The organism is Ruminococcus sp. AM31-15AC (assembly GCF_003462045.1).
In the GTDB taxonomy this organism is placed as follows: Bacteria; Bacillota; Clostridia; order Oscillospirales; family Ruminococcaceae; genus Hominimerdicola; species Hominimerdicola aceti.
In genome coordinates, this window is sequence record NZ_QTYG01000003.1 from 1 (window position 1) to 25449 (window position 25449).

General features: G+C 42.8%; 19 protein-coding genes and 1 pseudogene. 5 read left to right on the top strand and 15 right to left on the bottom strand.

Annotated features, from left to right (window positions below; all coding sequences use genetic code 11):
• Window positions 1–126 precede the first annotated feature (126 nt).
• On the top strand, window positions 127–2847 hold the full coding sequence (locus DW793_RS01340) for a cellulase family glycosylhydrolase (protein ID WP_181988259.1): 2721 nt from the start codon (window positions 127–129) through the stop codon (window positions 2845–2847).
• 127 nt (window positions 2848–2974) lie between these two features.
• Here the strand turns inward: DW793_RS01340 and DW793_RS01345 are convergent, their stop codons facing one another.
• The 6 genes from DW793_RS01345 to DW793_RS01370 all read right to left on the bottom strand — a co-directional run bounded on the left by DW793_RS01345 (window position 2975) and on the right by DW793_RS01370 (window position 9852).
• Window positions 2975–3670 carry a hypothetical protein gene (locus tag DW793_RS01345; protein ID WP_118156852.1) on the bottom strand — a complete coding sequence of 232 codons (696 nt, stop codon included), beginning with the start codon at window positions 3668–3670 and terminating at the stop codon, window positions 2975–2977.
• A 41-nt stretch (window positions 3671–3711) separates the two neighbouring features.
• Window positions 3712–4737 (bottom strand): hypothetical protein, encoded by a 1026-nt coding sequence (locus DW793_RS01350; protein WP_118156853.1) that lies wholly within the window; start codon window positions 4735–4737, stop codon window positions 3712–3714.
• A gap of 1 nt (window position 4738) precedes the next feature.
• On the bottom strand, window positions 4739–6301 hold the full coding sequence (locus tag DW793_RS01355; RefSeq protein ID WP_118156854.1) for an NAD(P)/FAD-dependent oxidoreductase: 1563 nt from the start codon (window positions 6299–6301) through the stop codon (window positions 4739–4741).
• A 17-nt stretch (window positions 6302–6318) separates the two neighbouring features.
• A complete protein-coding gene (locus tag DW793_RS01360; protein WP_117927943.1) occupies window positions 6319–6780 on the bottom strand; it encodes a GtrA family protein in 462 nt (153 codons plus the stop codon).
• 353 nt (window positions 6781–7133) lie between these two features.
• Window positions 7134–9005, bottom strand: a complete 1872-nt coding sequence (locus DW793_RS01365; protein WP_118156855.1) for a diguanylate cyclase domain-containing protein — start codon at window positions 9003–9005, stop codon at window positions 7134–7136.
• 148 nt (window positions 9006–9153) lie between these two features.
• Window positions 9154–9852 (bottom strand): hypothetical protein, encoded by a 699-nt coding sequence (locus DW793_RS01370; RefSeq protein ID WP_118156856.1) that lies wholly within the window; start codon window positions 9850–9852, stop codon window positions 9154–9156.
• A gap of 567 nt (window positions 9853–10419) precedes the next feature.
• On the opposite strand from DW793_RS01370, the gene DW793_RS01375 reads away from it, so the two are divergent.
• Window positions 10420–11730: an SGNH/GDSL hydrolase family protein gene (locus tag DW793_RS01375; protein ID WP_022287203.1), complete on the top strand. Its 1311-nt coding sequence runs from the start codon at window positions 10420–10422 to the stop codon at window positions 11728–11730.
• A gap of 76 nt (window positions 11731–11806) precedes the next feature.
• Here the strand turns inward: DW793_RS01375 and DW793_RS01380 are convergent, their stop codons facing one another.
• The 4 genes from DW793_RS01380 to DW793_RS01395 are packed head-to-tail and all read right to left on the bottom strand — an operon-like array spanning window position 11807 to window position 14489.
• Window positions 11807–12511: a hypothetical protein gene (locus DW793_RS01380; protein ID WP_118156857.1), complete on the bottom strand. Its 705-nt coding sequence runs from the start codon at window positions 12509–12511 to the stop codon at window positions 11807–11809.
• Window position 12512: 1 nt separating this feature from the next.
• Complete coding sequence (locus DW793_RS01385) at window positions 12513–13265, bottom strand: hypothetical protein (protein WP_118156858.1); 753 nt, start codon at window positions 13263–13265, stop codon at window positions 12513–12515.
• The gene (locus tag DW793_RS01390; protein WP_117938310.1) at window positions 13262–14125 is read right to left on the bottom strand and encodes an ATP-binding cassette domain-containing protein; all 864 of its coding nucleotides are present in this window, start codon (window positions 14123–14125) and stop codon (window positions 13262–13264) included. The genes DW793_RS01385 and DW793_RS01390 overlap by 4 nt, the downstream gene beginning before the upstream one ends.
• Window positions 14118–14489 carry a GntR family transcriptional regulator gene (locus DW793_RS01395; protein WP_118156859.1) on the bottom strand — a complete coding sequence of 124 codons (372 nt, stop codon included), beginning with the start codon at window positions 14487–14489 and terminating at the stop codon, window positions 14118–14120. Before DW793_RS01395 ends, DW793_RS01390 begins: the two co-directional genes overlap by 8 nt.
• A gap of 538 nt (window positions 14490–15027) precedes the next feature.
• Here DW793_RS01395 and DW793_RS01400 point away from each other — a divergent pair.
• Complete coding sequence (locus tag DW793_RS01400) at window positions 15028–16455, top strand: hypothetical protein (protein ID WP_117938308.1); 1428 nt, start codon at window positions 15028–15030, stop codon at window positions 16453–16455.
• Window positions 16456–16570: 115 nt separating this feature from the next.
• On the opposite strand, the pseudogene DW793_RS01405 reads toward DW793_RS01400, so the two are convergent.
• Window positions 16571–18978, bottom strand: a pseudogene (locus tag DW793_RS01405) (glycosyl hydrolase family 65 protein).
• A gap of 343 nt (window positions 18979–19321) precedes the next feature.
• Between DW793_RS01405 and DW793_RS01410 the strand changes: the two are divergent.
• Both DW793_RS01410 and DW793_RS01415 read left to right on the top strand, forming a co-directional pair.
• A complete protein-coding gene (locus DW793_RS01410; protein WP_118156860.1) occupies window positions 19322–20347 on the top strand; it encodes a hypothetical protein in 1026 nt (341 codons plus the stop codon).
• A 16-nt stretch (window positions 20348–20363) separates the two neighbouring features.
• Window positions 20364–20924, top strand: coding sequence for a hypothetical protein (locus DW793_RS01415; protein ID WP_117896601.1), 561 nt, complete (start codon window positions 20364–20366; stop codon window positions 20922–20924).
• 54 nt (window positions 20925–20978) lie between these two features.
• Here the strand turns inward: DW793_RS01415 and DW793_RS01420 are convergent, their stop codons facing one another.
• The 4 genes from DW793_RS01420 to DW793_RS01435 all read right to left on the bottom strand — a co-directional run bounded on the left by DW793_RS01420 (window position 20979) and on the right by DW793_RS01435 (window position 25386).
• Window positions 20979–21260, bottom strand: coding sequence for a hypothetical protein (locus DW793_RS01420; protein WP_038670225.1), 282 nt, complete (start codon window positions 21258–21260; stop codon window positions 20979–20981).
• 234 nt (window positions 21261–21494) lie between these two features.
• Window positions 21495–23000 carry a DUF4340 domain-containing protein gene (locus DW793_RS01425; protein WP_118156861.1) on the bottom strand — a complete coding sequence of 502 codons (1506 nt, stop codon included), beginning with the start codon at window positions 22998–23000 and terminating at the stop codon, window positions 21495–21497.
• Between the two features lie 19 nt (window positions 23001–23019).
• Window positions 23020–24744, bottom strand: coding sequence for a GldG family protein (locus DW793_RS01430; RefSeq protein ID WP_118156862.1), 1725 nt, complete (start codon window positions 24742–24744; stop codon window positions 23020–23022).
• Window positions 24745–24759: 15 nt separating this feature from the next.
• Window positions 24760–25386: an ABC transporter permease gene (locus DW793_RS01435; protein WP_252969604.1), complete on the bottom strand. Its 627-nt coding sequence runs from the start codon at window positions 25384–25386 to the stop codon at window positions 24760–24762.
• Between the last annotated feature and the right edge of the window lie 63 nt (window positions 25387–25449).

A 25449-nucleotide genomic window follows, 5' to 3' on the forward strand; every position in this document is an offset into this window, starting at 1 on the left:
TGAGATTTATACACAAAAAGAATGTATGTTATTTGTTTAATAAGCGTATTCTAATTTGAACAGAGATGTGGTATAATAAAAGATACTGATGAGGTTAATATTTTATATATGAAAGGACGGGAAAGAATGAAATCAGTATCAAAAAGATACCTGAGCTTTATTTTATCTCTTTTAATGGCAATGACCATATTTATTGGTCTTGACCTTGGGGATATAAATGCGCAGGCATTGTCGGGAGATACTCTCAAAAACGCTGACACGGAAGCCATACTTGAAGATATGGGTCTGGGCTGGAATTTGGGCAACTCTCTTGACGCAACAGGCGGTTCAGGTCTTGACACGGAAACATCGTGGAGCAATCCTAAAACAACTCAGGCTCTTATAGACAAGGTAAAGTCTTTAGGCTTCAACACAGTGAGAGTGCCTGTTTCTTGGGGCAAGCACGTATCGGGAAGCAACTACACCATAGACTCAGCATGGCTTGCAAGAGTAAAGGAAGTAGTTGACTACTGCTACAAAAACGATATGTATGTTATTTTGAACATTCATCATGACACAAAGTCATCTGCAAGCGCTTCGGGAGCAGGATATTACCCAAGGTCTTCTGCATATTCAAGCTCTGAGAAATTTGTTACCAGCGTATGGTCACAGGCGGCAGAATACTTCAAGGATTATGACTATCATCTTATATTTGAAACATTGAATGAGCCTCGTCTTATCGGCTCCAGCTATGAATGGTGGTTCAACAAGTGGAGCATTCCGTCAGAGGTAAAGGACGCTATAGCCTGCATAAACAAGCTCAATCAGAAGGCTGTTGACACCATAAGAAACACAGGCTCAAACAACAGGGGCAGACTTATCATGTGTCCTGGTTATGACGCTTCCATAGACGGGGCAACTGTTTCAGGCTTCAAGCTTCCTACAGATATCTCAGGCAACAAAAACCGCATCGCTGTATCAGTTCACGCTTACAGCCCTTACAACTTTGCAATGAATATAGATACATCAAATGGTGCAACATCGACTTACTCTTCTTCTATAAAGGAAGAGCTTAAGAACCTTTTCAGCACGCTGAAAAGCAATTTCCGTGACAAGGGTATACCTGTTGTTATCGGCGAGTTTGGCTCAACGGACAAGAACAACACTGCTGAGCGTGTAAAGTGGGCAACGGACTACACTGCGCTTGCAAAAAAGAACAACATTCCATGCGTACTGTGGGACAACAATGCTTTTGCAGTATACAACGGAAACAGCATTGTTCTCAACAGTGAATATCACGGCTACATAAACAGAAAAAACAACACTGTTACAAGCCCTGCAAAGGACGTTATCGAGGCTCTTATGAAGCCTTATGGCAACAGAGTAAATCTTAACTGCTCTTCAAGCGTTACCATAGTTGCGGGACAGAGCAAGAACATTGGCGCAAGCTCATCAACAAGCGGTGCTGTTCTCACATACAAAAGCACGACTCCGTCAATATGCACTGTTGACAAGAACGGAAACGTGACCGCTCTCAAGACAGGCACAGGATATGTTACTGTTACGGCTTCTGCAAATGGTTATGACAGCGTTTCAAAGGACGTTAAGATAGTTGTTTCAAAGAAGAGCCTTAACAACGGACTTATTACGCTTTCAGAAACAAGCTATGTTTATGACGGCACATACAAAAAGCCTACGGCTACAGTTACGTTTGGCGGCAAGGTGCTTCAGGAAGGCAAGGATTACACTATCTCATACAGAAACAATCTGAACGTTGGCGTTACAACTGTTATTGCGACAGGCATGGGCGACTACACAGGTTACACATCAAAGAACTTCACTATCACAAAGCGTGCAATGGCAGGCGGAACAGTTTCAGTGGCTTCAAGCGTTTCATTCACGGGAAGCAATATTACTCCGTCAGTTACAGTAAAGGTAGCAGGCAGGACGCTTACAAACGGCACTGACTACACAGTTTCATACTCAAACAACAAAAACGTCGGCACGGCTAGCGTTTATGTATACGGCAAGGGCAACTATTCAGGCACACTGAGCGCTAAATTTGACATTCTTCCTGCGAAACAGCAGATACAGAAGCTTGAAACCAGATACAAGGGCTTCTATATTGATTGGGCGCAGAAAGGCTCTGCAACGGGATATGACGTCGAGTATTCTGTAAACGCAAACATGAATGGTGCGGCTTCAAGGCATTTGACAGCAAACAAGCCTGACACGCTGACAATAAGCGGTCTGACAGGGGACAAGACATATTATGTTCGTGTTCGTTCCTACACAAACAGAAACGGCAAGGTATACTACGGCGCATGGTCTGATGTAAAGAGCATAAAGACAGCTAACAACGACATCACAAAGGCTACTGTTTCGGGCATTTCCACAAAGGCGTTCACAGGAAAGGCTATCACACAGAACGTAACTGTAAAGGTCGGAAACACTGTTCTTAAAAACGGCACTGACTACACTGTTTCATACTCCAACAACAAAAAAGTTGGCAAGGCTACTGTAAAGATAACAGGCAAGGGCAAGTATGGCGGAGTTATCACAAAGACGTTCAAGATAAATCCTGCAAAGCAGGAGATACAGAAGCTTACGGCTAAGTCAAAGGCATTCTTTATCGACTGGGCGCAGAAGGGTTCTGCTACGGGATATGAGATTCAGTACGCTACAAACTCAAAGTTCACAAGTGCAAAGAAAGTTACCATAACAAACAACAAGACAGACAAGACCACTGTTTCAAGGCTTTCTGCCAACAAGAAATACTATGTTCGTGTGAGATCTTACACAACTGTAGGTGGCACAAAGTATTACGGTGCTTGGTCGGCAACAAAAACTGTCACTACAAAGAAATAAGGCTATATTGGCATAATGAAAATACCGACGGCTCGGGTTGAGCGGTCGGTATTTTTTTGCGATATTTTTCAGTTTGTGGGGAAGCTAGGCGGGTGAACGTTGTTCGCCCCTGCATGGGGTCGGGGTTTTATCCGTTGGTGCTTGCCACAAAGAAGTATGTTATGTAGGACAGGACGATAAATGCAGAAGAAAGATAGCTCAGAGTGCTGACTATGGCTTTGCAGGGGGATTTTTCGGAGCGGCTGCAAAGGTCTGTGAAAAGTCCGATATTTATAAGTCCTATGAGCATACATGGGATTATGTATCTGAAATTCATTGTGCAGATAAAAGGATATCTGATACAGAAGTTATAATAGTTGCCTAAGACAGTGGCATAGACCACTGTGAACATGAGTTTTTCGGTAAATCTTGCGTTGTCGGTCTTTACAAAAAGCACTATGAGCATTGCGATGAACGCTATGACCGCAAGAACCAAGGCTATCCAGAAAAGTGCATATGGCACAAGCATTGCGTTTTCGGGGAAGAAAGTTTCGTTTATGCCCTCGCCGAAAAGCGAGTTTTTAAGCATTGCTATGGTAGGGTTATACTCTTTATAGCTTTCGCCGCCCCACTGCTCAAAGACTATTTTGATCTGTGAGAAGCTGAAGTCTGTAAGGCGGTGTTTGGCTGTAAGGTCGCCTATATACTGGACGTCGGCATTTGAAAGGCTTGGGACATAGTTTGGTTTTATGCCGAAGCACAGGTAGTTTCTCACGCTCCACCAAAGACCAAGAGGACAGCATACTACACCGAAAAGGCACATTTGACCCAGGCGGTTTGCCATATGCTTACGATTTTGCACAAGCGCCACAAAGAAAAGTATGGCTACGGCAGGGGCGATAAGCCTACGGATATTTTTGTCATCATGCCAAGACCGATACAGAGGGCGGCTTTGACGATATTCTTCGCGGTCTGCTCTCTATACCATTTCAGCACGCAATATATTGCTCCCACTGTAAAGCACAGCATGAGAGGGTCGTTATTTATTCCCCCTGACATCAGCACGAGATATGGGTACATACAGCACATACCGAACGGGATAGTCAGGGCTTTGCCTTTAAGATCAAAGAGCCTCAATATCTTATAGACTGTTATCGTTACGGCACAGACATAGAAGAGGGTCAAGGCTTGTATAGCCTCGCACGCCATGTAATACTCTATGCCTACAGAGGCGCAGAATTTCAGCCACACCGCACAGATGATATGATGCAGAGGTGGGTGATAATACTGCCAAAGGGTGGTAGGGTCGAAATTTGGCAGGGCGTGGTTATTATAGATATACTCTATATAGCCTGCGTGACCGCCCTCGCCGCCGAAATACCACACATCATTCTGTCTTGTATAGATATCGGACATAAAGACATAAGAATAGCGCAGGACAAAGCCTGCACCTGCCAAGGCAAGGCAGGTGACACGGTCGTGGAACTTTTTATCGTTATTGAGCAGGACAACATATATAACAAGCACGGCGCAAAGTCCTGCAAAGCAGATAAAAGCCGCTTTATATTGGGTATGTACGAAATAATTCACTGCCGCAAGGGTCAAAAGGGTCTTGCCTGCAAAGGTCAAAACTGCGCCTGCGGTATGCTTTCCGCTGTCATCGAGCTGTTTCAAAAACCGTCTGAGGTAGAAAAACTCTATTATCATGAAAACGCCATACACTGTGACGCCGTTTAAAAACTTATAGCTATAGCTTCCAAAGCCCGTGAGTGCAAGGCATATGAACGCTGAAACTATATAAGGGTGACGGCTGAGGGTGCGGAAGATCGCCTCAAGCCGTCTGTCGCTTATGGCTCTTCTGTTCATGTCTTTCCGCAGGGACAGAAGAAGTCCACCTTTCTTTTTGTCCATATTAGTTTCCAGATTTTTCTTCGTGATATTCTTTTTCTGTGTTCACGTTCCAAATATCTTTTCTGCTCTTTTTGCCGGTCTTTATAGCCTCGGCTGTTTCCATGGCGGTGAGCATTGAATGGTCCATATTATTATATCTATGCTGACCGTTTCTGCCCACGCAATAGAGGTTCGGGAAAGTATCGAGGAACTTTATCATGGTATCGAAATGCTTATAGGTATCAAAATAAGCAGGATATGCTTTCTTGACCTTTTCTCTATGGGAGTCAAGGACTTCGCTTTCGGAGATAACTCCCATTTTAACAAGCTCTGCGGTGGCGAACTTTACGCAGTCCTCCTCGGACATATTCCAGAAATCGTCCCCCTCGGCGCAGAAATACTCAAGGCCTATCCAAACTGTATCCTCAGGCTTTTCCACCATATAAGGCGACCAGTTGTTGAATATCTGTATTCTGCCAAGCTTTACGCCCTTATCCTGAACATATATCCAGCAGTCAGGGACGATATTGCCGAGAGTTGTTTTATTTGTTTCATTTTTAAGGTTGAGCTTATTGACCAGCAGACCAACGGTAACAAAGTCACGATACGGCAGACCCTTGGCTATCTTTATGACGGTATCGCACGGCTTTGTACCGTCCATGCCCAATATAAGGTCTTTGACAGGCATTGAGGAGATAAAGATATCCCCTGTGAAGGTCTTTTCGCCCTCATCGGTATCGCAGACAACGGAGGTGACTTTTCTGCCCTCGCACATTATTTTCTTTACCTGACAGCCTGTGAGTATTTTTCCCCCAAGCTCTTTCACTTTCTCAGCGGCGGTTTCCCACAGCTGACCCGGACCGTATTTTGGATACCAGAACTGTTCGATAAGGGAGGTTTCCACCTCGCCCTTATTCTTTGTGCCGAACACCTTTTTGAACATATCTTTCAAAAGGGCTGTGATAGAGAGGCCTTTTACTCGCTGTGAGCCCCAATCTGCGGATATCTCGCTTGGGTGTCTGCCCCAAAGCTTTTCGGTATAACCCTCAAAGAACATGGAATAGAGGACCTTTCCGAAGCGGTTTATGTAGAAATTCTCAAGGTTTGTTTCAGGCTTTTTGAACACGCACGCCCAAAGGTAGCTAAAACCTGCTTTCATGGTGGTGACAAAGCCCATGTTCTTTATGGTTTCGGGCTTCATTGAGATAGGGTAGTCGAAGAAGTGCTTATTGTAATAAATTCTTGACACTCTGTCACGGACGAGCATTACATTATCCTCGGTTTCAGGGTCGGGACCGTTTTCGGCAAGTGGCTTTTTGTGGCCTAGCTTTTTATCGTCATAGGCAGGCTTGCCCTGCAAAGGCATAAGGTCTGCCCACCAATCCATGACCTGCTGATTTTTGGAGAAAAATCTGTGTCCGCCTATATCCATGCGGTTGCCGTTATATCTCACTGTCTGTGATATTCCGCCCATTGCCTGCGAGCCTTCAAGTATGGTCACGTCATAGTCACCGCCGTTTTTAAGAAGCTCTATTGCCGCAGTCAGACCCGCTGGGCCTGCGCCTATAATAATTACCTTTTCCATGTGTTATCCTCTCCTGTTCAGTCTTTATTTTTATCAAATATAATAAATTTTCTGCCTGCAAAGTTCCATATGAAAACTATCACTGTGGAAACGAGTTTGCCCACAAGATAATATTTATCCTGTGGAAGAAGCGTGCCGAATATGAGCTTTGAAGCAAGGATATCCTTGAAAAACCATATTATTGCGGCGTTTATGCCAAGTCCCACAACGCCAACGGCAGCAAATGCCGCAAACTCTGCAAGGCGGTTTTTTATCTTTGAATTTTTGAATATCCAAAACGTACTCAGGGAATAATTCACCAAAAGTCCTGCCACGAAAGAGATAGTCGCAGCAATGACGGGGTCGAAGCGGCAAAGCTCCACAAGTGCGGTCATAATGCCGTAATCCACCACAAAGGCAAAGCCACCCACAAAGACGTATCTGAAAAACTGTATGAATGTATTATCGGTATCACCCGAAAAAAGCTGTTTTATCTTCATTTTTTATGTTCCGTTCTGAAAAGTTTCTTGTGGGCAACACTGCAAAAAAGTGAGCCTACCATATATAAGTACGTTTTAAAAAGGCAAAATGTCGCTATTTTTTACAAAGTTCTATCTTTCGCACAAATATATGACGCTGTTTTTGTACATGGTGCTTAAACACAAAGTTCATAAAGCATTAATTAATATTATACAACTTTTTCTTCATTTCGTCAAGTAAACTTGTGCAAAAACAAAAAATGGACAGTTTTATCCGTCCTCTGAGGGTGTATGAAAATTTTTGCCGATCGGTCAATGACAAAAAGAGGGCGACCAAAGGTCGCCCATACAAGTTTTTTCAGAACCATTACAGATCATATTCTGTTATGAGGTTTAAGTCTTTTATCCTCATACATATATTTATCTGCGATGTGCATAACATCGTCAAACCAGAAGTTTTCCACCGGGGCTACTGCTGCACCCACGCTTACTGAGAGGACATAGGATCTGCCGCTTCGTCTGTTCAGCTCTGCCATTTTATCCTTTATCTCCTCCTTGACCTGCTCGGAAAGGTCTGTATCAACGATAGCGAAAAGGGCAAGCTCATCTCCGCCAAATCTGCCGCAGACTTTATTTTCTATGCTCACGCTGTCGATAGCGTTTGCGGCGGCTCTTATTGCATAGTCGCCTGCTTCGTGTCCGAAATTATCGTTTATATACTTTAATCCGTCAACGTCCACTGAAACCACCAATGCAAGCTGATCGTTTCTTCGTGGGAGAGTTTCAAGTGCATTATAAAAGCCAGTACGGTTATAAAGCCCTGTTAGCATATCGTGACGGTACATTTCTTCGATATGCTTTGTCATATACTTCTGATAGGTGACGCTTCGGAAGCTGCCCAAGGCGGTATTCAGGGAATTTACATAGAGTGGTATTTTAAAATACTCGTTGAGCCTGACAGGAAAATAGAAGCAGGCATAGCCAAGTGGTATGCCGATATAGGCAAGGGCGGAGAATATGAGGGGAACTTTATAGTCCATTATATTCTCTATATCGGGAATGATGTTGGTGCGGTCAAAAGGCTGTGGGACATCTCTGTCTTCCACGGCACGGCTCCGCAAAAGTATCATTTTATCGCTAAAAAGCGGTTCTCTATTGCTTACACGAGGGTCTTTACGTTCGTCAAAGAAATCACCATTCACCACAACAGCCATATCGCCAAAAGCATACTCTTTCAGCAGGGCGGCAAGAGTCTTAGGAGTTTCGCAATTCATGACATTCACTGCAAGCTCATAGAGGACACGCTCCTCGTCCTGATAACAGTTCATTCTGTCTCGAAGCATTCTGATATGCTCACCAGTATTTATCTGCTCCACTGAGGGTTTACAGCCGCAGGAATTTTCAACGGACAGATCATAGTCAACTGTATATACCTTTTCGGTCTTTTCACCAGCCAAAGCTTTACTTATAGTATTGATGATGGTTTTAGCAGTATCATCATAGCTACAGCCGCTTGTTGTAAGCATAGGTGTACAGTACCTAGCCTCTTCAAGTCCGTCAAAGCCTGTTATGATAATATCCTCAGGTATTTTATAGCCACGTCTTTGAAACTCAGCCCCTGCGGCTATAGCCATCATATCGTTTGCACAGATGATCGCTCTTGGGACTTTATTTCCCTCTATCATATCGTCCACTGCTTTCAAAGTAGGTGCTGACCAATAGTCACCATAATAAAAGACATCATTTCTGAAGGGAATATCATACTCCTTGAGTAGCTTTCTGAAAACTGCTATACGCTCTTCTGAATTTTCTTCGTCTTTTCTGCCTGCGATAAAGCCTATATCTCTTACACCATGCTGTTCTATCACATGGCGAACCACTTGCTCAAAGCCTTTTGCATAGTCGAATTTGATGCTTATGCAATCGTCATGCTCTACGCCGACTGATATGACAGGCTTACCATATTCGGCGGCGTCCATTCTGATTTTTGTCATTATATTCTCAGCATACACACCCTCTTCAAAGGTCACGACGGCATCTGTTATATTATAATCAATAAGGTCAAACACAGACTGCTCGCCTTTTTCAGACAGAGTCTTCCAATAAAGGTCTGAGCAGGTGTGATATACAAACATCCTGTAATCGTTTTCAACAGCAAAATTATTAAGAGCCCGTATGATTCTATAATTACGCTCATCATAGACTTTACACATACAGACAGCAATTATTTTGATGTTACCGATCATACAGCACAGCTCCTTTCCTATAAATTCAAATACAGTGTTATTATAACATGATTTAATGAATAAATCAAGAGAAAATTGAACAATTTTTAAGAAATTAAGACATAGTTTCGCACACTTGATTAAATAATTAAAGAAAAGGAGCAGTTTGTTAATCCAGCCTGCTCACATCGTTCCATGACCTTACACGCTGATAAGACATTTTATGCTGTTGGAGATACTCGTCGGTATTCTCAGGAGGGGTCACGATATCCTGCGGTTTATCGCTTGTAAAGATATCCTCATAATCATTTGTTATGACCTTATCGTCCTTTTGGTTATCCAGCAATTTTTGCAGGTTTTCGGTCATTTTATCACGGGTAAGCCCCTCGAAGTCTATACGCTCTTTTCTGCCGTCGAAGGGAAAGTTGGGGAGTTTACGCATGAAATTAAGGTCAGACACGGTTTTTGCGGTGATGACAGCGGCTGCTATAAGGTAGGCGAGCATAACGAAAGTATCGCCTGACACGCTGTCGAAAAGTCCGAATTTCAGACCCATATATAATATCATCACGGCAGGGGAGGCGGCTATCAATTTAGTTGTATCCGCCATAAGCAAAGCACCGCAGGCGGCAAACGCCACATAGTTAAAAAAGGCATTTGAGCTTGCATCAAAAAATGCGAACACCGCACTTTCCGCCGCAAAATAATTCGCCCATCCTATCATTCCGTATATTATAACCGCAGGAATAAGCAACGCAAAGGTAAAAGCTGCAAATCGCCGCTGCCTTTTTATAAGCCTGCGGAAATGCCTGCGAAGAGTTTCGTCAGGCAGTGTTTTATAGTCGGCTCTCAGATCAAACATTTCCATGTTATGTCACCTCCTGAATTTATTATAGCATGGGGGTAGGGGATTGTCAAATGGTTTCTGGGGGTGTTAGCACAAACCATGTAGGGGGAGCGGCGCAATTTCTGCTTTGCAGAAATACGACGTCCCGATATTTCTTGTCCGTTAAATTATTGGAGAATTTCACAATAATGTCACCCCCGAAAATAATTCAACATCAAAGATACAAAAAATACAGCAGTATTCCTCCGAGTGGGACGCCGAGGGCATCGTCCCCTACAATCCTGAATTTACAGCAAACTCCAAGCACAGGCGAACAATGTTCGCCCCTACATCTCATTCGGGCAAGTTCCTGCCGCCGCAAAATCGCTTCGCTCGGTGCTTTATTTTTACTTTATGCTTGCAATTTACTTTGGTCTGCTATGCTCATTCCTCATTCCTCATTTCACACTCCTCACTTAACTTCGCCCCTAATTTATTCAAATGTAATCGTTTTATGCCTATTGCATTAATTTGCTTTTTGTTGTATAATATATTTGTTAATATATACAGCCATTTGGCAAAATCAAGATATGAAAGGACCTTATTATTATGAAGAAATTCCTTGCGGCGGCTCTTGCTCTTTGCATGACAAGCGCTGCTCTCACAAGCTGCGGTGATTCAAACAGCTCTTCTGCTGCTGACTCAAACTCCGCTGCGGCAAACTCTCAGGCTTCCGATTCAAGTGCGGCTGATACCGAAAGTGTTTCAGACAAGCTTCTTGCTGAATACCCTGCATCTACGGAAAAGATAGATGTTAAAAATGGTGCTACTGAGAACATGATCGCCAGAAGCGTTATCAACGAGGGCGACACTTCCCGTCTTGCGGCTAAGCTCGACTACGCTCTGCAAAATCCTAAGGAGACAACAAAGATCTGTTTCATCGGCGACTCTATCACGGCAGGTTCGGGTGCTAACTCCTCAACTAATCAGTATGTAAACCAGTTCAAGAGCTGGTGGGAGGAAAACATAAGCTTCTATGTTGATGTTACTAATGCCGGTATCGGTGCAACTGACTCATACATAGGTGTTCACAGGGCACAGCGTGACGCTTTGGAGGCTAAGCCTGACATTATCGTTATCGAGTTTATCAATGACGCTGATGATGAATTTTATGAGTCCTGCATGGACAGCCTTGTAAGAATGTGTCTTGAGCAGGACAACAATCCTGCAGTTATGATACTTGAGCCTTCAACTGAGGGGGGCACATCTCCGCAGGCTGCACATCTCAAGGTAGCACAGGCTTACAACATTCCTATGATTTCTTATCATGACGCTGTTATGCCTGAGATAGAGGCTGGCAACTTCACATGGGCTGACATTTCACCTGACAACGTTCACCCTAATGATGACGGACACGTTATAATGGCTTCACTGCTCACAAAATTCGTTGGCAACATAAAGGACAATATTGACAGCGTTGACAAGGAAGCAAAGGCATTTGACACAAGCACTGTTGCACCGACGGGCGATGTATTCGCTGACGCTACTATCGGAAGCCGTCAGACAGAGGACATTGTAAAGACAACTGACGAGGGAACATTCACAGATGTTACAACATTCCAGAAGTTCACAGACGGTTGGGGAACAACAACAGGCGGCACTATCAAGTTTGAGATAACTGCAAAGAACATTGGTATGATATACTACATGACAGTTGACGGCAAGTCCGGCGTGGCTGCTGTAAAGGTCGATGGAGAGGACGTTGCGACTATCAACGCTGACTTCACAAGCGGCTGGGGCAACTATGCTAAGGCACAGCAGATATACTCATCTGACGAGGTGGCTACTCACACTGTTGAGGTAACTGTCGTTGATGACGCAAAGCCTAACTTCCAGATACTTAACTGGCTTATTTCATAAAATGTGAAACTAATAGCCGCAAGGCATAAAAAAGTGCTGATACGTTTTGTCCGTATCGGCACTTTTTGTTGGCATATTATCTTTTAACGTCCATTCGCCTGCAAGCTACTGCGAAAAATACTGCCAGCTCTGCAACGGCAAGCAGACCCAGAGTTCTGCGGTATACGATGCTTTCAGCAAAATTTCCTGCATCCAGCTCAGAAAAAAGTTTTATGAAAAGTGCGGTGTACGCCGCCACTGTAAGTATAGCGACAGACCTGTTAAAACGCTTTATCACCACGCTCAAAAGCAGTGCGGACAAAAATATTATGGCAAAAAACATCATTGCCGAAACAAAGCTGCCAAGCCGTGAGCCGCTGAAAAATATATCGAATATCTGCGATCTTTGTTCAAGAAGTTCATATTCGACAGAGCCTGCGGAGCTGCCGCACATAAGCTCTATGACACGCAGCCACAGGAGATAGCCGCCTGAAACGAATACCGACATTGTTATCATACTAAGGAGCATACAGGCTATGCCGCATTTTCTTGGGGTATTCTGTGCACAGGTTATCTGAATGGTGTTCGTGCAGACCACATATGCACACACTGCGGCGACGACACAAGAGGCTATCAGCAGCAGGGGCAGCACAAAATCGCAGGCTATTGCCATATCGCCGCTGCCGCATAAAAATGCAGATACTGTGATGACGCCGTAGAGGCAAAGCATAAAGGCATATATCACAAGGCAGTAATATCTCTGGATCGTCTTGAAAAGTGTGAGTGTTTTGATCTTTCCCATTTTATTTCACACCCCTTTGTCTTTTGATAGGCTTTCTGTGCCAAAAAAGGTAAGCTGTCAATGCGGCGATGATCGTAAGTGCCGCATAGGTAACGGAAAAGGCTATCGGTGCAACATCGGGAACGATATTTTCAAAGAACTCATAGCTCAGCAAAGGACTTCTCAAAGCCTTTGTGAAGATACCGCCGCCGATATTCAGTGCCGCAAGGATAACTATAACGCCGCAGTTGATGAGTTTGCCTGTGCGTTCAAGTCGGCTCATTATAATGAAAAATGCCGAGCCGCTGAAAAATATGAGAAAAGTTCTCACAAACAGCATCAAATAGATACAAGCTGCACTTTCGCTGAATGACAGCGATAAAAGAGAATAATTTTGCAGTATCTCTGCGTGTGTATAGTCCACTGCCACGCCGTCAAGGCGTATAACAGTTCCTTTCAGCTTATCTGCAAAAATAAAGCTCTCTATGCTGTGTGCGGCAACAACTATAAATGCTGTGACAAAAGCACAGATAAGTATTGCAGCAAAGGACGTTTTTCTTGACACACCACAGCAGACGGAAAGTGAGAATATCTCTTTTACCGTAAAAAACGCCGTCGCAAATGCTGCCGCCCCCGTAAGCAATTCATAATATTTCGACACACCCTCCACGCTCAAAGCCTTTGCCGCAAGCAGCACAAGGAAAAACACAAGCACGGCTGCAAGGGGAAGGAGAGTTCTTACAACAGTAGTTTTACAGAGTTTCAGCTCATTCATTGTTCCCCCTCCTCACCTGTCAGATTTATGAACACCTGCTGTAGGTCGGGTCTTGAGACCTCAAGACCTTCGGGGACATTTTCGGGCGTGCCCTTTAGATACGCCGAGCTTATTGTTCCGATGTTTTTCATGCAAAGCACCTCTTTATTCTGACAATAGGCAGAAACTAAACTCTTTGCACCTGTGACGGAATAGCCATCCGTCAAAATATCCTCCGTTTTGCCTGCCGCAAGCACCTTGCCCTTATCTATTATTATGACATCCTCCACAAGGTTCTCGCACTCTTCGATAAGGTGGGTGGATATTACCACGCCGCACTGAGTTTCGGCAAAGCGTTCTACCAGCAGGCGGTAAAAAAGGTCACGGTGGTTTGCATCAAGCCCAAGAACAGGCTCGTCAAAGAAGAGAAAGTCTGCACCGCTCGCCAAGGTGAGAATGAGCTTTGAAACTGTCAGATAGCCTGTTGACAGTGCAGAAAGGCGTTTTTTCGGGTCAAGCTTGAACTTTTCGGCAAGAGAATAGGCATAGTCCTTATCAAATCCGCCGTAAAAATCAGCCGTGATATTCACCGCCTGCTTAAAGGTCAGACCTGCCGGCATTGTGACGCTCTCGCTCATTGCGTATATACGATTCAGTGCTTTATCATTTTCCAAAAGGTCTTCGCCGTCAAGAGTACACCTGCCCGAGGTGGCAAAAACACGGTTCGTTATGATATTCATAAGAGTGGATTTACCTGCGCCGTTTCTGCCCAAAAGTCCGTATATCCTGCCCTTTTCTATCTCCACAGACACACCCACAAGGGCATAGTTCCTGCCGTATTTTTTTATGATGTTATCCGCCTTTATAACGCTGTTACTCATTTTCAAATCCCCTTTCTATCATTGCGATTATCTCATTTTTTGATATGCCAAGCTTTTTGGCTTCTGCGCACATTTTGTCAACGTAGGTCTGCTGAAAATCCTGCTGTCTTTCTGCTTTGAGTTTTTCCACTGCTCCCACGCTAACAAACATTCCCAGACCTCTTTTTTTGAATATCACCCCTTTATCAACAAGCATATTTATGCCTTTCAGTGCTGTGGCGGGGTTCACTTTATACTCCACTGATATTTCTGTTGTGGACGGTATCTGCTCTCCCTCAGGTATCGTTCCGCTTATTATCATATCCGACAGCCACTCGCACAGCTGGACATATATAGGCTTTTCGCTTTCAAGTCTGAGTTCCATATCATTTCCCCCTTTCGGTTTCGATTTTTGCTGTCTTTTTTCTTTTATTCTCACAAGTTATTAGTTAGTTACTCATGTAACTAACTATACAACAAATAGCGGCATTTGTCAAGCTTTTTGGCAAAAGATTTTTCAAGACAGGCAAGATACACAATTTTATACTGCGTCTTTTATGCAATATAAATGTTATAATATTTTATAAATATACAAAATATTTAGCGAAAACTAAGCAGCCAGCTTAACAAAAACGAAAATAGATATGATATAATAAATATGCTGAAAGAAACAAACACAGCGATAACTTATTGATCCCCTTAATAAGACTTCTCCCGACAGGTTTTCCGACTGTCGGGAGTTTTTTTCTATGATTTATTGCGCAAAATGTCCTGTAATAATAATTTAACTTAAAATTCACCCTTAATTTACAAAATGTAATCGTTATCCTAAGCAGCCAGCTTAACAAATCATGAAAATAAAGTGATATAATTGTTGTAAAGAAACAAAAGGCTGAGCCTTTTAAATTAGGAGTTGAAAAATAATGATTACAAATGACAAGAAGTACAAAAAGCAAAAAAGAAAACGTTTGATTACGTTTATATTAGGAATTTTATCGGTTATATTCAGCTTATTTTGCCTTATGACAGTTACCGAGGGTGACGCTGCTTCATCAATAATGGTATTTGCATTTTTTGCAATCTGCGGCGCACTCATGATAGTATGGTCTGTTAGGAGGAAGAGTCTTCTTTCAGACTATGATGTGTTTACAAAAGTGCTTTCTTCTGACAGTAGCGGCAGCATAGAAAAAATTGCAAGTTCTATTGCTAGACCTATTGACGAGATAAAACCTGAAATGCAGAAAATGATAGACCTTAAACTGTTAAAAGATGTATATATTGATCAGGAGTCAAACTGCATAGTAGTGGGCAACGGAAAAGTCAATCTTCCTAAATCTAATGTTAAATCATCAGAAGCCCAAACAGGGAACAATAAAAATACAGAAGAAGCAACAAATAGTGCTGACATTTCAGCTAATGAGCTATCTCAATCGGACATTGAAGCAAAGAAAAAGCTTATAGATCAGCTTGTGAGAACTCTGAAACGTTATATCCGAAGAAATGGCGGTACTTCTAACGCAACAAGCACAGACCCTACAATGCAATATTACATTGATATGGCAGCTAAAAGATCATCTCTTGAAAGCACTGAGTTGTTAGACGAATACACCAAGATTCAAAAGGTTGTTTGTGCAATAGCAGATCAACAAACAGCATTAAAGAAACTTCAAGATAAATATGAAGCACTTGAACAACGTGAGGCTGAAATACGAGAAGGTGATAGCGGTTTCCTTTGCCACTTCTTGCTTATTATCTCAATAATCGTTGGAATTTCATTGGGTGGAATACTAGGAGCATTGATAGGTGGCGTTGCGGGTGCTATTGCATGGGTTATAGCGTGGGTTATACATAACAACAACAATAACGAAGCATGGAATCAACAGGCTGACCAATATCATTTGGATAATGTTATTCCTGCACAAGAAGAGTTATATGATTGTCAGGAATTGCTTGACACATATTGGAACAGCGAAGAAATAAAACTTATGGAAATAGTTGTTCCTGACAAGTATCAAAGCGTTGACGCAATAAACTTCTTTGTAAATCTGCTTGTGACAAAACGTGCTGATACAGAGAAAGAACTTTTTAATCTTTATGAAGAAGAAATTCACAGACGTCAGAGCATTGCACTGCAAAATCAAGCCATTCAGTTGCAGAGGGAGCAGATCAGATATAGTCAGGATATTCTCAACAGTCAAAGAACTCAAAATGATCTCATAAGAAGTCAAACAGAAGCAAATGAAAGAGCATTTAAGAGCATAGAAAAAAGCCAGAAAAAGATATCACGTCAGACCAGATACGGCAACGTTGTTTCTACTGTCACAATGCTTAAAACAAAAAAGAAAAAGTAAAGTAATCACCCCGAACAATCTCTTGTTCGGGGTGGTTTTTTTACGCAAAAAAATCGGCAGCAGACAACTTAATGTCTGCCGCCGAAGGTTTTATATTGTTTTAGCATTAAAGCAATTATCCAAGAACAACAACGATGTTTGTCTGCTCTGTCATCTTGCACTCGCACACGAAGTTGCCTTCAACTGCTTCGCCGTTGACTGTCATAGACTTTACGCCGCTCTGAACGTGGTCTGGGTTCTGAATGTCGATAGAAAGGTGCTTGCCGCGGAAGTTCTTTTCGATCTTGAAGCCGTCCCATGTGTGTGGGATAGATGGGCTTATTACAAGTCCTTCTGCGTTTGGTCTCATACCGCAGATACCCTCTACGCAGCCTACCATTACTGTTGAGCCTGTACCTGTCAGCCAATGAACGTGTGAACGTCCTGCATATGGTGAACGTGTTGACTCTGTAAACTGACCGTGAACGTATGGCTCAAGTATTCTTACTTCTGCCTTATCGTTCATGTTAGCAGGTGAAGACTCGAGGAAGTACTCGAATGCTCTGTCACCGTGACCGAGAAGTGACTCTGCAAGGATAGCCCAGCCCTGTGTCTGTGAGAAGATACCACCGTTCTCCTTTGTATCAGGGTTGAAGATGTGCATGAGAGCACCGTCAAAGTAATGATCTACATAAGGTGCTCCATGATCTTTACGCCAAATGGAGTATTGAGTATCTCATGTACCTTTTCCATAGCAGTTTCAGCCTGCTTCTCAGAAGCAAAGCCTGAGATAACTGACCAAGACTGTGGGTTGAGCCACATTGAAGCCTCTGGATCCTTCTTAGCGCCAACGATCTCGCCGTTCTCTCTGTAGCCTCTGATGAATCTATCCTCGTCCCAGCAAGCTTCAAGGCTCTTGCCGAGTTCAGGCTGTACCTTGTCGATATAAGCAGCGTACTCATTATCGCCTCTGTCAAGAGCATAGCCCTTGATGATGCTCATTGCATAGTAGAGCTGGAATGCAACGAATGTTGACTCACCCTTCTTGCCAAGTCTGAGGCAGTCATTCCAGTCAGCATAAAGACCTGCTGGCATTGTATGAGCGCCAAGTCTTTCCATTGAGAAGTTGATAGCTCTCTTAAGATGCTCGTAAACTGTATCCTCGCCGCCGTTTGCATATACGATAACCTCATCGAGGAACGCCTTGTTTCCGCTCTCGCCGATATACTTATTAACTGTTGGGAAAAGCCAGAGAGCGTCGTCTGCTCTATAGCATGGGTGGCCTGTTTCCTTAGCGTAGATAGAGTTCTCATCGTTCTCGTCCGGGCAAGTTTCGTGACCTGCCTTGTGGTCGAACTTAACAAGTGGAAGTCCGCCGCCGTTATCTACCTGTGCAGAGATCATAAATCTGATCTTTTCAGCAGCAAGCTCAGGATTGATATGGATAATACCCTGGATATCCTGAACTGTATCTCTATAGCCATAGCCGTTTCTCAGACCGCAATAGATGAATGACGCAGCTCTTGACCAGATAAATGTGATGAAGCACTGATAAGCGTTCCATACGTTTACCATGTTATTGAACTCGTCAGAAGGAGTTTCGATCTGGAAGTTATTGAGCTGACCATGCCAATAAGCGATAAGCTCCTTTACCTCAGCGTCTACCTTGCCAGGCTCGTTATATGCAGCGAGTATCTCGTCTGCTACCTTTGGATTCTTCTGACCAACAACATAGATTATCTCCTTTGTTTCGCCAGGAGCAAGGATAATGTCAGACTGAAGAGCGCCGCAAGCGTTTGAGTTATAGTTGAGCTTGTTATCGCAGAAGCCTCTTTCAACTGCAACAGGGTTGCCGTATGTTCTGTAAGAGCCGATAAAGCTGTCCAGATTACCGTTATAAGCGGAAACAGGAGCACCAACTACGCCGAAGAATCTTTCTCTCCAGTTAGAGCCGTTCTCGTCCTTACCGCTGTTCTCATTGATATGCTGAACGATCTTATTGCCCTCAAAGCTTGTTCTTGTGATGAACAGTGTATACTGGAGATTTACCTGATCCTGCTCATAGTTGTTCTCGTTTGTGAACTCTACAAAGCCGAATGTTGAAAGGTTTCTGTATCTGTCAGAGTTATTTGTGATCTTAGTTCTCCATACCTCATATGTTTTGTTCAGAGGAACATAATATGTAAGCTCGGAGTGGATATCTGCATAGTCAGACTTGATAGTTGTATAAGCTGTACCATGGTGGCACTCTGTCTTATACTGATCGAGAGGCTTGCCTACAGGCTGCCATGTGCATGACCAATAATCCTTGGCGTCGTTATCTCTGATGTAGATATATCTGCCAGGAAGACCGATATTTGAGTTGAAACGGTAACGGATTATTCTTCCGTTAGCACCGCTCTTTACAAAGCTGTATCCGCCGCCGTTGTTGGATACGATAGCACCGTACTCAGGTGAGCCGAGATAGTTAGCCCAAGGTGCAGGTGTGTCAGGTCTTGTGATGACGTATTCCTTGTGTTCAAGGTCAAAATAACCATACTGCATATTTTTTATACGCTCCTTTTCAATATTTTAAAGTTGTAAACGTTTCACCAAAATGGCGTAAACGTTTCCCTCATAGATCCCGTCATTATTCATAACGCTTATATTATTTTAGCATACTTCCGATAGCTTTACAAGGGGGTAAAGCCAAAAAAATGGGCGTATTTTCAAAAAACTTTTTCGAGATTGTTGACTTTTGAAACTTAAACGATTGAAAATCGTCATGCTTTTTGTCGTTGTCCAAAACGCACTAATAACTGATATTTATTTGTATATATTGGATATTGACAGCGGTGCTCAAATATGGTATATTGTGTATATAATAAATTATAGGAGGTTTACCATTATGAACATTAAAGGAAGAGTTTTAGCTATGGTTTCTGCTTGTGTTGTGATTTTCTCACAAAGTTCAATCGCAACGTTTGCTTTTGATAACCAGGAGGTTCTTACATTACCAACTTCTGTTTCAGATTTAACCAGCGCTGAAAACATGGGACAAGTGGTTAAAATTCACAACTTACATGGAGCAGATGAAGGAACCATTGCTTTCTGCGCTGAAATGGAGTCGGGATATGTGATATATGATTTGTCAGGAAATACAATAGAGTATAGTCCTACATCATCATCTCCATATAGCGACTTACAAGGCGATTTATATTATGCTGGTCCACTTGAATACTTGACTAAAACAAGCACTGATTACAAAAATTTGCGAACAGGTGAGATTTTAACAGACGAGCAATTCAACGAAGTTACTGAGAGTTTTACTAATGAGAGCATAAAACTTTCATCAACTAATTTTATAAGTTCAAGTGCTTCCAGGGCTAATTCAGGATTGCACACAACGGTTTCAAAAGTATCTGGAACACCTAGAAAACTGAACTACAACACATCTAATCAATGTGGGGCGTTAGCAGCTGTTATCAACTTATGCTATATTGATGACTACAAAGACAACAATTGTTTGAGCGATTCTTATTCTAATAATCCCAGAAGTCTTTTCAACACCCTTAACAATTATATTCCGAGAGAAACAAGCCGAAATGGAATAATAAATGGACTTAGTAACGCAAAAAAGGATAAAATATGTAGTTTTACTTCATCGCCTGATGCTTACTATGGCGGTGATTCATGGGGATTTTGTTTTTACAGGATACTCACGTCAAATTCTCCAACCATATTACTTATTATAAAGCATCCGAATTATGGCGGAAAAAATGATAAAAATCATTGGGTACTAACATATGGCATTGTTCAATGCTTCGATAATAATAATAAATTAGTTGATAAATATTTTATTGTTAACGATGGGTATGGAAAAAATGATATACGGATTCATTACACATATCAGGACGACTGTGTTTACATTTAAGGGTAGGTGACAAAACATGAAAAAGACAGTTTATTTGGTTTTAGCGCTCTCACTGCTTCTTTGCTCATGCTCACAGACAACAGACAATGATAACAAAAGCAAGGTCAATGACAGCAGTACAGTTGTGACAACAGCTTCTACAACAATGACAACTACCACAACTTCATCATCAAAGGTTGATGAAAATGCTGAAATTTCGGCATATTATATTCATCACTGGTATGGAGAAGAACCATATGAGATAACAGACAAGGACACTATCGACAAAATAACTGCGTGGATAGAGAACGCTAAATCGGTATGCAAGGATTATCCTTACATTGACGGCTTAGAATACGGTGGCGCAGACGCTTATGGAATCTCTCTCGAAAAGGATGAATCAAGTGATGCGTATGAGAGCATTTGTGTTATCGATGTTTCACAGTATTCGTGGGACACCTCAGGCGGTATGCACTCTGAAAATAAAATATGCAATTTCAGCATAAAAGATGATACAGGCGAATTTCAGGATTACAATTTGCCAAAGGAAATGATAGATGAAATAATGCCCCTTATAACAAGACCGAACGTTGAATAACACATACAAAACCGCGTGTATCTTCGTGATACACGCCGGTTATTTTTTGATGTATTATGATACCTTGAGCCATGCGCAGGCAAAATCAAGAGCTTCATAGAGGCTTGATTTTTCTGCCACCTTAACTATCTGCTTATTCGGAGGCAGTGTGCTGTCTGTTGCAACTTTTCTTATTCTTACCTTATTTGCAACGTCGATACCGCCGACCTTTTCTGTAGAAAGTATTTCTATCATGACTACGAACTCGTCATACATATTTCCAAAATAGATATTATTTCCTTTTCTCACCAGTGGAACGCCCTTATAGGTGAAAAAAGCTTTCTTTTCTTCTGCCATTTATCTCTCCGCCTTTCTCATAATATATTTCTCTTTTTGTTTACTATTTTATTATACCATACTTTTCACATAATTAAAAGAGCTTTTGACAACTTTTTTTGCGCAGGTTTTCAGCCTTGCTTTATGTGGGATACATATTGTATCACATATTCTTTGCGAAAGCTGTCGAAACATGACCGTAGGGGCGAACTCCGTTTGCCCGTCAGGTCATATGCTTAGCATGGGATATGCGTTTTAGTAGTTTTCGTCCACAGCCTCGCCTTTAAGAAGTCTGTCCATATTTGCAACGAACGTATCTACCCAAGTTGACTGTATTCTGAATGAGGTTTCACCGTTTAGCTTGACCACAGAACGTCTTGAAGAATCCTTATAAAGCTCCATAACGTCCTTTTTGCCGTCCTTGCGGTCGAATGTTATAGTCAGATAGCTTTCGCCCTCAGGGTCTGTGAAGTATATCTCATTTGTCGGGCAACCCATAAGATACTGATAGAAGGTCTTAAAGTTGTCAACGTCAAGCTCCTTGCCGTCTGTTGTGACCTTTGTTACCTGTGCGGTAGTTTTGCCGTCAGAATCAGTATCAGCACTTGTGCCTGAGCTTTCTACCTCATAAACGGTCTTTTTACCATTATAGACTACTTCAACGTCTTTAAGGTCAACAAGGTAATTTGAAGTCATAAGGCTTGTGATAACGTCCTCTGCTTTGATCGTTGCCCATGGGAGGTTATCGGCTGAAACGAGGTATATAGCGTCAACGCCCTTTACGCCCTCAAAGTAGCAATAATATGCAGACACTGTATCTGTTGTTTCACTGCTGTCGCCTGCGGTAGCATAGACAGGGTCGCCTATTTTAAGGGTATAGTCATAGCCGTCTCCCGAGAGTCTTACTGTTGCGAACGGGTCGGAAAGTCCATGCTCCTTCATTGCAGTTTTATCAGGTGCGATGACCTCACAGCTCTGTGCTGTAAGTCCCCACATACCATGGGTAGTTGCTGAAGAATTTGTGATGTTCAGGTATGAGAAGATAGGCTCTGTCATTACCTGACCTGAAAGTCCCTCTATCTCGTTCGGGTTATTTTCAAACGCCATTTCATAGTCCAGATCTTTTCTTGTAACTGTTTCCTTGCCATAGTCAGGCCAATCGTCGTCAGACGGCTTTGTGAGCAAAGTGAGGTTCGCATATGCGGTCACCGGATCTGTATAGTATGAAAGCTTTGTTCCCATTACCATATAAACGGTCTTTTCATCGTCAAGGCTCACATATCTGTATCTTTCGTTGCTTGGTGAAACAGAGCCTACATGAAGGGTAGTGGCAGTGCCGTCGCTGTATTCAACTGTGAGATCTGCTGTGGGCTTATCAAGACCGTATTTTGACATATCCTCAACGTTTTCTTCAACGAGCTTTTTCGCCTTGAAGCCGTCAAGATTCGATATCATGGAAGCTTCTGCGGTGGTATTGGCATTGAGAGTGCCAAGCTCAGGTATGCTCCATGTGGATTTACCTGACTCGGACTTATTAACGGAATACTCGCCATGTTCATTTGAAACCTTTACGCTTGTTATATCGTCGCTTGACTTTGTAAGGATAACAACGCTCTCGTCCTGACTTGAAACTGCCGCTGTTGACGATGAGCTGGAGTCTGCGTCTGATTTGCCTGAGGTGGAGTTGAGAAACGCCATTACTCCCACCAGACAAGCGGCTGTGACTCCGCAGATAATGATACCCTGCAATTTACCATTCATTTGTGATTACCTCTGTGTTTTACTTATTCTTTCTTCTTGCCCAGATAACGATACCCACTATAAGAACTACAACAGGTACGCCAAGGCAGAATGTCCATTTAAGAACTGTTTTCTGCTGCTGAGTGATGTCGAAAACATTGCCTGTGATAGTTTTTGGTGTGATAGTGATACCTGCGGTCTTTCCGGTAAGGCCGTTTATAACGCTTATGAAATACTCGCTGTTCTGATACTGTGAATACTGCAAGTAGGTATCAGACAGCATACCCTCTGAACCTACTGCGATAACATTGCTATAGAGAGTTTTGTTATCGTCTGTAAATTTTGCCTTTGAGCCGACAGCCATATAATTCTGCTGACCCTTTACCAGAGCATCGCCTATATTCACCTGACCTGTGGTCTGTGATATATCAACATTTGCGGTATAGGCAGAATCTGAGGACTTGAGGTAAGCGTCTGTAGACACCATATCCTGCTCGTCAAAGAGTGTGTTTACAGGACGGCAGAGTGCTGAAAGGATAGCCGGTTTCTCTGTAGAAACGTCCTGAGTGAAGTTATCGGAAACTGTGGAAGCTACTGTTATGCAAGGCGAATTATAATACTTGCCTGAGTCGCTTTCGCAGATAACGCCCTTGCCGACAGAAAGTCCATACTCTGACAGGAACTCATCAAGATTAGGGGTATCCTCCTGACCATAAGAAGCGATATAGAGAAGCTGTTTGCCTAGATTTCCGCCATTATTGAGGAAGTCGCTGACCTTTTTGATATCCTCCTCCAGATAGTCAGTCTTAGGAGCAGGGATAACCACAACGTCTGTATCGGCAGGGATATCCTCGGAGGTTATATCCACTGTGTTCACGTTATAGCCGTTAGCTGTAAGAAGCGTCTGGAAATATGTGAGCTGTGTAAGCTCGCTTCTGCCCGTGAGGATAGTAACATAGACAGGGTTAGGGTCTGTTACGGTCATAAGTGCAGAAGTGAAAGCCTGCTCTGCGTTTGAGGACTCAACATAGCTGCCGTAATAGGACAGGAATGAAAGGTCGCCGCCTGCCTGCTGGGCAAGGGTATCTATGCTGTAGCCTGATTGTGACAGCTTCTGCTCGAACTCGTCTGTGAATGTAAGAAGGTCGAGCATACCGAGCTTTCTTGTTCGGCTTATCTCTTTGCCGTCAACCTTTGTTTTTGTTTCAAATATCATATCGAACTGGCTGATAGTATCGGTATACTCCTTAACGATCTCAGGGTGTGAGTCGATATCAACGAAACGATATGTGATATGGTGGTTGAGCTTACAATAGTTTTTCAAAAGCTCAACAGCCTGCTTATTATAAGAGCTGTAATTTGTATAAGTATTCTCGTCTGCGAAGATAGTTACCTGAACGTCAACGTTCACTTTCTTTACATAATCCTCTGTATCGTTTGAAACTGAATATATCTTATTGCTTGTCAGGTCGATAGTGATAGGATATCTGTCAAAAAGCATTGTTGTGACAACATTCACCAGGACAAGCAGAGCGACAAAAACGCAGGTGAACACTGTTGCCATTGTTCCATGCTTGAGCTTTTTGGCATTGAACTTTTTGCCGTCCTTTGTCTTTTTCTCTTTTTTATCTTTCTTTTTGTCTTTATCTTTTTTATCCTTTTCTGTATCCTTTGGAGCGGTCTTTGCTGCCTTTTCGTCTGCTACAACGTCTTTAAGCAGGTCTGCTCCTGATACAGAGATCTTTTCGTTATTATTCTCTTCCATTTAAACAGCCCTCCTTTAGCCCCAGCGGCGTTTTTCAAGCACTCTCACCGTGAGGAAAAGAAATGCCACTATTGCACTCAGAAAGAACACAACGTTAGAAAAATCAAAAAGTCCATAGGTGAATGAATAATATCTCTCGCCGAATGACACCTTTTCGCACACTGTTGTGAGCCATTCAAAAGGCAGAAGATTGCCTATAGTTGACAGGAACGACACGAAGATAAGTGCGATAAAGCTTATTACTGCGGCAACTATCTGGTTTTCTGTGAAAGATGAGCAGAAGATACCGATAGCGATATAAGCGCCGCCAACAAGTGCCAGAGCGACGATATTGCCCACAACGACGTTCCAGTCAGGCGTACCGAAAGCGGATACGATAACTGCAAAAACGCCTGTGATAGCGATAGCTATGATATAGATAAGGAAAGCGGCAAGGAATTTACCTACAACTATGCTGCCAAGACCCACAGGGGCGGTGAGCAGACACTGGTCTGTTTTTGTTCGCTTTTCCTCGGATATGGTCCTCATGGTGAGGACAGGTATAAGCACTATTATGATTATAAGAAGCGCACTGAAAACGGAATCAAGTCTTGTATAGCCGCTTTCAAGCTGTAGTTTGCAAACATTACGCCTGAATAGCATAGAATGCCGCAAGGAAAATATAACCGATAGGTGAGGTAAAATAGCTTCTTACCTCTCGTCTGA

What these genes read in the sequence shown, in the direction of transcription:
- DW793_RS01355 (WP_118156854.1), bottom strand. Translation starts at nt 6,301, where the DNA reads ATGGAAAAGGTAATTATTATAGGCGCAGGCCCAGCGGGTCTGACTGCG.
- DW793_RS01350 (WP_118156853.1), bottom strand. Translation starts at nt 4,737, where the DNA reads ATGGACAAAAAGAAAGGTGGACTTCTTCTGTCCCTGCGGAAAGACATG.
- DW793_RS01375 (WP_022287203.1), top strand. Translation starts at nt 10,420, where the DNA reads ATGAAGAAATTCCTTGCGGCGGCTCTTGCTCTTTGCATGACAAGCGCT.
- DW793_RS01370 (WP_118156856.1), bottom strand. Translation starts at nt 9,852, where the DNA reads ATGGAAATGTTTGATCTGAGAGCCGACTATAAAACACTGCCTGACGAA.
- DW793_RS01410 (WP_118156860.1), top strand. Translation starts at nt 19,322, where the DNA reads ATGAACATTAAAGGAAGAGTTTTAGCTATGGTTTCTGCTTGTGTTGTG.
- DW793_RS01360 (WP_117927943.1), bottom strand. Translation starts at nt 6,780, where the DNA reads ATGAAGATAAAACAGCTTTTTTCGGGTGATACCGATAATACATTCATA.
- DW793_RS01400 (WP_117938308.1), top strand. Translation starts at nt 15,028, where the DNA reads ATGATTACAAATGACAAGAAGTACAAAAAGCAAAAAAGAAAACGTTTG.
- DW793_RS01430 (WP_118156862.1), bottom strand. Translation starts at nt 24,744, where the DNA reads ATGGAAGAGAATAATAACGAAAAGATCTCTGTATCAGGAGCAGACCTG.
- DW793_RS01385 (WP_118156858.1), bottom strand. Translation starts at nt 13,265, where the DNA reads ATGAATGAGCTGAAACTCTGTAAAACTACTGTTGTAAGAACTCTCCTT.
- DW793_RS01395 (WP_118156859.1), bottom strand. Translation starts at nt 14,489, where the DNA reads ATGGAACTCAGACTTGAAAGCGAAAAGCCTATATATGTCCAGCTGTGC.
- DW793_RS01415 (WP_117896601.1), top strand. Translation starts at nt 20,364, where the DNA reads ATGAAAAAGACAGTTTATTTGGTTTTAGCGCTCTCACTGCTTCTTTGC.
- DW793_RS01340 (WP_181988259.1), top strand. Translation starts at nt 127, where the DNA reads ATGAAATCAGTATCAAAAAGATACCTGAGCTTTATTTTATCTCTTTTA.
- DW793_RS01435 (WP_252969604.1), bottom strand. Translation starts at nt 25,386, where the DNA reads ATGCTATTCAGGCGTAATGTTTGCAAACTACAGCTTGAAAGCGGCTAT.
- DW793_RS01345 (WP_118156852.1), bottom strand. Translation starts at nt 3,670, where the DNA reads ATGGCAAACCGCCTGGGTCAAATGTGCCTTTTCGGTGTAGTATGCTGT.
- DW793_RS01365 (WP_118156855.1), bottom strand. Translation starts at nt 9,005, where the DNA reads ATGATCGGTAACATCAAAATAATTGCTGTCTGTATGTGTAAAGTCTAT.
- DW793_RS01380 (WP_118156857.1), bottom strand. Translation starts at nt 12,511, where the DNA reads ATGGGAAAGATCAAAACACTCACACTTTTCAAGACGATCCAGAGATAT.
- DW793_RS01420 (WP_038670225.1), bottom strand. Translation starts at nt 21,260, where the DNA reads ATGGCAGAAGAAAAGAAAGCTTTTTTCACCTATAAGGGCGTTCCACTG.
- DW793_RS01425 (WP_118156861.1), bottom strand. Translation starts at nt 23,000, where the DNA reads ATGAATGGTAAATTGCAGGGTATCATTATCTGCGGAGTCACAGCCGCT.
- DW793_RS01390 (WP_117938310.1), bottom strand. Translation starts at nt 14,125, where the DNA reads ATGAGTAACAGCGTTATAAAGGCGGATAACATCATAAAAAAATACGGC.